The sequence below is a fragment of the Actinoallomurus acaciae genome, assembly GCF_042429965.1.
Classification (GTDB): Bacteria; Actinomycetota; Actinomycetes; order Streptosporangiales; family Streptosporangiaceae; genus Actinoallomurus; species Actinoallomurus acaciae.
In genome coordinates this window covers 1-6,205 of sequence record NZ_JBHLZP010000473.1, presented here as the reverse complement: position 1 = coordinate 6,205, position 6,205 = coordinate 1, and the positions used below count along the sequence as shown (strand labels likewise).

5 protein-coding genes and 1 pseudogene are annotated in these 6,205 nt (G+C 72.0%); 3 read left to right on the top strand and 3 right to left on the bottom strand.

Translation table 11 applies throughout. From position 1 onward, the window contains the following. The coding region (locus ACFFNX_RS39020; protein ID WP_378211173.1) for a hypothetical protein at nt 1–499 on the top strand (499 nt) is incomplete at its 5' end. A gap of 113 nt (nt 500–612) precedes the next feature. Here the strand turns inward: ACFFNX_RS39020 and ACFFNX_RS39015 are convergent. From ACFFNX_RS39015 to ACFFNX_RS39005, 3 genes are all read right to left on the bottom strand, one after another. Further along, complete coding sequence (locus tag ACFFNX_RS39015; protein WP_378211172.1) at nt 613–1,701, bottom strand: glycosyltransferase; 1,089 nt, start codon at nt 1,699–1,701, stop codon at nt 613–615. 68 nt (nt 1,702–1,769) lie between these two features. Then, entirely contained in the window at nt 1,770–3,038 is a 1,269-nt protein-coding gene (locus ACFFNX_RS39010; RefSeq protein ID WP_378211171.1) for a nucleotide sugar dehydrogenase, read from the bottom strand. A gap of 13 nt (nt 3,039–3,051) precedes the next feature. Continuing rightward, nucleotides 3,052–4,482 (bottom strand): glycosyltransferase family 4 protein, encoded by a 1,431-nt coding sequence (locus tag ACFFNX_RS39005; RefSeq protein WP_378211177.1) that lies wholly within the window; start codon nt 4,480–4,482, stop codon nt 3,052–3,054. Nucleotides 4,483–4,532: 50 nt separating this feature from the next. Between ACFFNX_RS39005 and wecB the strand changes: the two genes are divergently transcribed. After that, the gene (wecB, locus tag ACFFNX_RS39000) at nt 4,533–5,651 is read left to right on the top strand and encodes a non-hydrolyzing UDP-N-acetylglucosamine 2-epimerase (RefSeq protein ID WP_378211175.1); all 1,119 of its coding nucleotides are present in this window, start codon (nt 4,533–4,535) and stop codon (nt 5,649–5,651) included. Between the two features lie 62 nt (nt 5,652–5,713). Then, nucleotides 5,714–6,205: pseudogene (locus ACFFNX_RS38995) on the top strand (hypothetical protein); the annotation flags it as partial.

Here is a 6,205-nt window from a genome sequence, read left to right as displayed (position 1 = left end):
CGGGGCGCGGCTGGTCGCCCTGCGCGGCGGGATCCGCGGGGCGGGCCCGCCGGAGCTGGCCGGGGTGCCGGCGCGCGAGTGGCCCCAGGCGTGCTCCCTGCTGAGCAAGCACGACGTGCCGCGCGGATACGTGCCGGAGCCGACCACGACCCACGTCGAGGGCGTTCGTCTGCCGGCCGGCTGTACCTACCGCCTCCGCCACCAGAAGCGCCGGGCGTCGGACGGACCCGAACGCGACGCCGCGACTCTGTCGGTCACGGTCCAGTGGGTCGCGGCCGACGCGAACACGGCCTCGGCCCTGTTCTGGGCGGCCCGCGACACGCAGAGCAGCGTCCGCGACCCGGTCCGGGCCGGCGACGCGGCGTACGGCCTGGGCGCCCCGTCGGGAACGGTGGTGATGCGGGTGGGCCGCACGATCGTGACGGTCACCGGGGGGCTGCCGAACATGCCCACGCACCTGGCCACCTTGATCGCGGCCCGGCTCCGCGCCACGACCTGACGTGCGGGTGGGCCGGACGATCGGGGTGCCGCCGGACATGCTCACGCGTCCGGTCGGCCTGGTCGCGGCCCGGCTTCGTGACACGGCCTGATCCCGCCCGTCGGCGGGGTGGGTCAGGCCCGGGCGGAGGCCCAGTCCTCCAGTTGGGCGACGAACAGGCGTGCCTGTTCGGGCCAGTGGTAGCGGGCGCGCGCCGCCTCGTGACCCCGCTTGCCCATGTCCAGGCGCAGCGCGGCGTCGTCGCGGAGTCGCCGGACCGCCGCCGCCGTGGCCGCCGGGTCCTCGAACGGCACGACCAGGCCGCAGGCGTTCTCGGTGACGATCTCCGCGGCGATCGGGTTGGGCGTGGTGATGACCGGCAGGCCCCGCGCCATGTACTCCACGACCTTCGTCGGCATCGAGTGCCGGTAGTTCGGCGAGTCGTGCAGCAGCGCGAGCCCCGCGATGGCGCCTTCGGCCATGCGCAGCGCCCGGTCGTTCGGCACGAAGCCGTACCAGCGCAGCAGCCCCGTCCGCTGCGCCTCGCGCAGCAGCGGCCGTACGCCGGCGTCGGCCGCGCCGATGAGCTCCAGGGTGATCCCGTCGGCCTGGAGCGTCCGCGCGAGTTCGATCAGGTCGGCGGCGCCGCGGGCCATCGAGAGTTGCCCGACGTAGACCACCCGCTCGTCGCCCGGCGGCGCGGGCGGGATGTCCGGGACATTGGTGGTGTTCGGCACGACGAGGTGGGTCTCGCGGAACCGCGTGCGGTACCCCTCTTCGGCGAGCAGCAGCTTCATCCGGCGTTCCGCGCGCCGCTCCAGCCGCCGTATGGCGAACCGCAGCGGTATCCGCATCGGCGCCGGCAGCCAGCCCTTGGCGCCCAGAGCCGCCGCGGTGTCCTCGTGGACGTCCCAGACGGTGCGTGAGCGCAGCCGGCGCGGCACGGCGAGCAGGAGCTCCGGATCGTGCAGCAGGACGAGGTCGCGAGCCGCACCGCGCTCGCGCAGCGCGGGCCGCGCCATCCGCAGCGCGTGCAGCCGGCGGCGGCCGGTCGCGCGCGGCACGTCCACCGGAATGATCTCCGGCCAGGGCGTGACATTGCACGCGCGGAAAGGCGCCATGTAAGTGATCTCATGACCCGCGTCGAGCAATGCTCGAATCTGCCGGTGCAGAATTCGCGCGTCCTCTGGATGGTGCACGACCGTAGAGACGAATACCCGCATCGATTTCACTTCACCGCGAGTCTGTGGTGGCAAGGCGAACATCCGGTGAATTCGGCACGGCCATCAGTTCACAGCAATTCGACGCGTTCGGCGGCCGACTCGTCCGCCATCCGCGTACGGCCGCGGGTGTCGAACAGCAGGCGCGCGTGCCGGGTCAGCGTGTCGGCGTCGTACTCGGCGTGGTTCGTGAGGACGACGACGAGGTCGGCCTCGGCCAGCGCCGTGTAGAGCACACGGGCGCGCGGCACCGCGACGCCGTCGACCTCCCAGTCCTCCACGTGCGGGTCGTGGAACGTCAGGTCCGCGCCCATCTTCCGCAGCCGCCGCGCGACCGGTCGCGCCGGCGACTCGCGCTGGTCGGCGATGTCGGCCTTGTACGTCACGCCGAGCAGCAGGACCTTGGCGTTCTTCATCGCCCGGCCCTCGCGGTTGAGCAGGGCCTGCGCCCGCTCGACCACGTACCGCGGCATCCGGTCGTTGATCTCTTGGGCGAGCTCGACGAAGCGGAACGGGTAGCCGAGCGAGCGCACCTTGTAGGACAGGTAGTTCGGGTCGATCGGGATGCAGTGCCCGCCGACGCCGGGGCCCGGGTAGAACGCCTGGAAGCCGAAGGGCTTGGTCGACGCGCACCCGATGGCGTCCCACAGGTCGATGCCGAGCTCGTGGCAGAACACCGCCATCTCGTTGACCAGCGCGATGTTGACGTGCCGGTAGGTGTTCTCCAGCAGCTTGGCCATCTCGGCCTCGCGCGTGCCCTTGGCCTGGACGACCTGCTCGACGAACTTGCCGTAGAACCCGGCGGCCGCGTGGGCGCAGGCCGGGGTCATGCCGCCGACGATCTTGGGGGTGTTCTTGACCCCGTACACCGGGTTGCCCGGGTCGATGCGCTCGGGGGAGAAGGCCAGGTGGAACTCCTCGCCCGCCTTCAGGCCGGACTCCTCGAGGATCGGCGCGACGACCTCCTCGGTCGTGCCCGGGTAGGTGGTCGACTCCAGTACGACCAGCATGCCCGGCTCCAGATGCCGCGAGACCGTCTGCGCCGCCTTCTGCACGGCCGTCAGGTCGGGTCCGCCGTCCGCCGACAGGGGCGTGGGAACGCAGATCACGATCGTGCGTACACCCTCGAGGACCGATTCGTCGCGGCTGGGCGTGAAGCCCGCCGCGAGCATCTCCTCGACCTCGGCCGGGCTGACGTCGTCGACGTGGGAGAGCCCCGCCTTGAGCCCGGCCACGACGCGCGCGTCGAGGTCCAGCCCGCCGACCTTCAGCCCGGCGCGGCACGCCTCCCGCACCAGCGGGAGGCCGACGTATCCGAGTCCGATGACCACCAGGTCCACCAGGTGGCTCCCTTCACGATGCGGTGGAGGCGATTTCCCGGTAGCGGTCGAGATATCGAGCTGTGACGGCTCGCCAGGTGCGGTATTGGGCGACCCACTCTCGACCGGCTTGTCCGATTTCGCCGCGTGTCTTCGGACTGTAAATGAGCTGGTCCAGGCAATTCGCCCATGATTCCGGGTCTTCCGGAACTGTTAACGTTCCGGTCACGCCCGGTTCGATGATTTCGCGAAGGGCTCTGACATCACTTGCTATTACTGGGATTCCCCCTGCCATCGCCTCCAACGGCTTCAGCGGAGTCACCAGCCGGCACACACGGTCCGCGGTTCGCGGGACCGCGAACACATCGAGGACGGCTTGATACCGACGTACCTGATCGACCGGCACCCGGCCGGTGAAGATCGCCGGGACCCCCAGCTCGGCCGCGCGGCGCTCCAGCGCCGGACGCTCCGGCCCGTCGCCGACGAGCAGGAGGGCGAAGTCGCGGCGCAGGGCGGCGGCCTCGATGAGCGTGGCGATGCCCTCGAAGCCGTAGAACGTCGAGGTCAGCCCGACCACGACGTCACCCGGTGCGATGCCGAGCTCCGCGCGGAGCTTGGCGCCGTCGGGCAGAGGCTCCAGGAACGAGTCGTCGACGGCGTTCGGCACGACGAGCACGTTGTCCACGCCGCGGCTTTCGATCTCCTCGCGCATGGCGTCGCCGAGGGTGACGACGAGGTCGGCCGCGCGCATGCGGGCCGTCTCGACCTCGCGGGTGAGCCGGTAGAACTCATCGTGCTCGGTCCGCGCCGGGTCGCGCGACAGCCACGAGTCCTCCAGGAAGCCGCGCACCTCGTAGGCCACCGGCACGCCGTAGCGGTCGCGCAACTCCAGCGCGACGGCCGCGTTCATGTGGTTGCTGGCCGCGTGCAGCACGGACGGGCGGAGCCGCTCCACGAGGCGTCCGGCCAGGTCGGCGGCCTTGCGGACCTCTCGCACCGGGCCGTGCGGCGGCAGCCACGGCAGCAGGCGGTGGTACGGGATCCCGTCCACGGCGACCTCGGGTCGCGCGTCGGTGATCCCCTGGGCGAGCGGATGCCCGAGCCGGGTCACGACGTGCGGGTCCAGGCCCAGCTCTCGCTGGGCGACCACGATCCGTTGCGTCCGCACGGTGTACCCGGCCTGGGTGGCCGGCAGCGCGTTCGTGACGAAGTGCAGCACCCGGGCGGGGTCGCGAGGTCCCGTGGCCCGCTGCGGCGTGGCCGTCCTGGTGGCGGCCAGCAGGGAGTGCAGGTCACGCGTCTCGTCGGACTTCGGAGTCGGCCTTGCCAGCTTCGCCAGGCGAGGGCGTACTCTCCCCGGAACGAGGCGGAGCGCCAGGCGTACGGCGAGCCGGACCGCACGCCGTGGGTCGTCGCGAGCGTGCCGCCAGGCCAGCGCGGCGGAGAAAAAGATCAACTTGGCCACCTGCATGGCGGGCGAGGCTAAGCACCTTCAATGAACGAGAGGCAAACGTGATCGCGCACGTCCTCGGCGCCCGGCCGAACTTCGTCAAAGCCGCGCCCGTCATCGCCGCCCTGTCCGGGCCGCGCGGGTCCGCCTCCGGGGCGGGCCGCGAGCAGAGAGTGATCCACACCGGTCAGCACTACGACGAACGCATGTCCGAGGTCTTCTTCCGCGAGCTCGGCCTGCCCGAGCCGGACGTCAACCTCGGGGTGGGCTCGGGCAGCCACGCCGCGCAGACCGCGGCGATCATGGTCGCCCTGGAGAAGGAGTTCATCGAGCGTTCACCCGAACTCGTCATGGTGTACGGCGACGTGAACTCCACCATCGCCGCCGCGCTGGTCGCGGCCAAGCTGCACATCCCGGTCGCCCATGTCGAGGCCGGGCTGCGCAGCTTCGACATGACCATGCCCGAGGAGGTCAACCGGCGGCTGGTCGACCAGCTCTCGAACCTGCTGTTCGTCACCAGCCCCGAAGCCGTCGGGCATCTCGCCGCCGAGGGGGTGGTGGGGCGCAGCCACGGGGGTGGAAGGAAGGACCTCGACCGCGTGCACTTCGTCGGCAACCCGATGATCGACACGTTGCTCGCGCACCTGGACTCCTTCGACACCGAGGCGGTGCGCGCGGCCCACGGCCTGCCCGAGCGCTACATCGTCGCGACGCTGCACCGGCCGGCGAACGTCGACGACCCGCAGGTCGCCGCCGGGCTGGTCAAGCGGCTGCACGAGATCGCCGACCTGGCCGACGTGGTCATGCCGGTGCACCCGCGCGGGCGCCGGGTGCTGACCGAGGCCGGCCTGGACGACCACCCGCGCGTGACGCTGCTGGAGCCGCTCGGCTACGTCGACTTCGTCGCGGCCGTGCGCGGTGCCGCCGCCGCCGTCACCGACTCCGGCGGCGTGCAGGAGGAGACCACGATCCTCGGCGTGCCGTGCCTGACCGTACGGCCCAACACCGAGCGGCCGATCACCATCACGCACGGCACGAACCGCCTCGTCACCGCCGACGGGCTGGTGTCCGCGGTCGAGCAGGCGCTGGCGTCGTCCGGTGACGAGCGTGAGGTCCCGCCGCTGTGGGACGGCAAGGCCGGTCCGCGCATCGCGCGGATCGCGGAAGGGTGGCTCGATGGCTGACCGGAGGGAGAGGTCGCATACCCCGCGGATCGCGGACGGACCGTCTTCGAAGGGACTGCTCGATGGCTGACCGGCAGGTGTCCCGGCTCAAGGCGGCGCTGGCCGACCGGGAGGCGAGGGTGCGCATCCTCGAGTCGCGGGTCGCGGCTCTGGAGGAGTCGACCTCGCTGCGGGTCGGCCGCGCCGTCACCGACGCGGCGCGCAGCCCCGGCAAGGGCGTCGTCCGGCTGCCGCGCGAGCTGTACCGCATGTGGCGGCACCGCGGCGCGCCCAACGTCGTCACCTCGGTCGACGCCCGCGAACGCCCGATGTTCAGCGCCCGTGACGAGGATCGGCTGATCGTCGGCTCGCGTATCACGGGCCTGATCGTGGCCGGGGTCCGCGGCCTGGCCGCCGCCGGGCAACTCGCCCGTACGGCCACCGTCGTCCCGCTGATGCCGCACGACGCCGCTCTGATCCTCGACACCGCCGACGTCGACCTGGTGCTCGTGGACGCCGCCGCGGGGGCGCCCGGCGGGCCGTGGGCCTACCTGGGCGTCCCGGGCGTGCCGGAC